The sequence below is a fragment of the Streptomyces sp. Ru71 genome (assembly GCF_002920535.1).
Taxonomy (GTDB): Bacteria; Actinomycetota; Actinomycetes; order Streptomycetales; family Streptomycetaceae; genus Streptomyces.
In genome coordinates this window covers 1-1,117 of sequence record NZ_PQSS01000172.1, presented here as the reverse complement: position 1 = coordinate 1,117, position 1,117 = coordinate 1, and the positions used below count along the sequence as shown (strand labels likewise).

Below are 1,117 nucleotides of genomic sequence, written 5' to 3'. Positions count from 1 at the left end.
CTCCTGCATTAGGAAGCAGCCCAGTAGTAGGTTGAGGCCGTTGAGCACCGCCGCCGCAAGGAATGGTGCATGCAAGGAGATGGCGCCCAACAGTCCCCCGGCCACGGGGCCTGCCACCATACCCACGCCGAAACAAGCGCTCATGAGCCCGAAGTGGCGAGCCCGATCTTCCCCATCGGTGATGTCGGCGATATAGGCGCCAGCAACCGCACCTGTGGCGCCGGTGATGCCGGCCACGATGCGTCCGGCGTAGAGGATCGAGATCTCGATCCCGCGAAATTAATACGACTCACTATAGGGGAATTGTGAGCGGATAACAATTCCCCTCTAGAAATAATTTTGTTTAACTTTAAGAAGGAGATATACCATGGGCAGCAGCCATCATCATCATCATCACAGCAGCGGCCTGGTGCCGCGCGGCAGCCATATGGCTAGCATGACTGGTGGACAGCAAATGGGTCGCGGATCCATGACCGAGGCCCAGGCCGCCGACGACACCGTGCTGGCCACCGGCCAGACGACGGTCGACGGAGCCTCGGTCAGCGGTTCGAACGACGGCATGCAGATCGTCTCGGTCGCGTCGAACATCTCGTCGGCCGTGCACGCCGAGGAGATCACCAAGGCCGCCGCGTTCGCACAGGAGCGCGCCGAGCGTGAGGCCCGCCTTTCGCGCCCGCTGTTCGTGATGCCGACCAAAGGCGTGTGGACGTCGGGCTTCGGCTACCGCTGGGGCGTGCTGCACGGCGGCATCGACATCGCCAACTCGATCGGCACGCCGATCTACGCCGCGTCCGACGGCGTGGTCACCGACGTGGGCCCGACGGCCGGTTACGGCGCGTGGGTGAAGATCCGCCACTCCGACGGCACCGTCACGCTCTACGGTCACATCAACACGTGGCTCGTCAGCGTCGGCGAGCGCGTGATGGCGGGCGATCAGATCGCCACCATGGGCAACCGGGGCTACTCCACGGGTCCCCACCTGCATTTCGAGGTCCTGACCAACGGCACGAACCGGATCGATCCGGTCGGTTGGCTGGCCAAGCGCGGGCTCAGCCCGGGCAGCTATGTTGGCCTCGAGCACCACCACCACCACCACTGAGATCCGGCTGCTAACAAA

Annotated in this window: 1 protein-coding gene and 1 pseudogene; one reads left to right on the top strand and one right to left on the bottom strand. The window is 63.8% G+C overall.

Going from position 1 to position 1,117, the window contains the following annotated elements:
* Positions 1 to 258: pseudogene (locus C3489_RS38050) on the bottom strand (MFS transporter); the annotation flags it as partial.
* Between the two features lie 109 nt (positions 259 to 367).
* Between C3489_RS38050 and C3489_RS38045 the strand changes: the two are divergent.
* On the top strand, positions 368 to 1,099 hold the full coding sequence (locus C3489_RS38045; RefSeq protein WP_219822014.1) for a M23 family metallopeptidase: 732 nt from the start codon (positions 368 to 370) through the stop codon (positions 1,097 to 1,099).
* The last annotated feature ends 18 nt before the right edge of the window (positions 1,100 to 1,117 follow it).

What these genes read in the sequence shown, in the direction of transcription:
- C3489_RS38045 (WP_219822014.1), top strand. Translation starts at nt 368, where the DNA reads ATGGGCAGCAGCCATCATCATCATCATCACAGCAGCGGCCTGGTGCCG.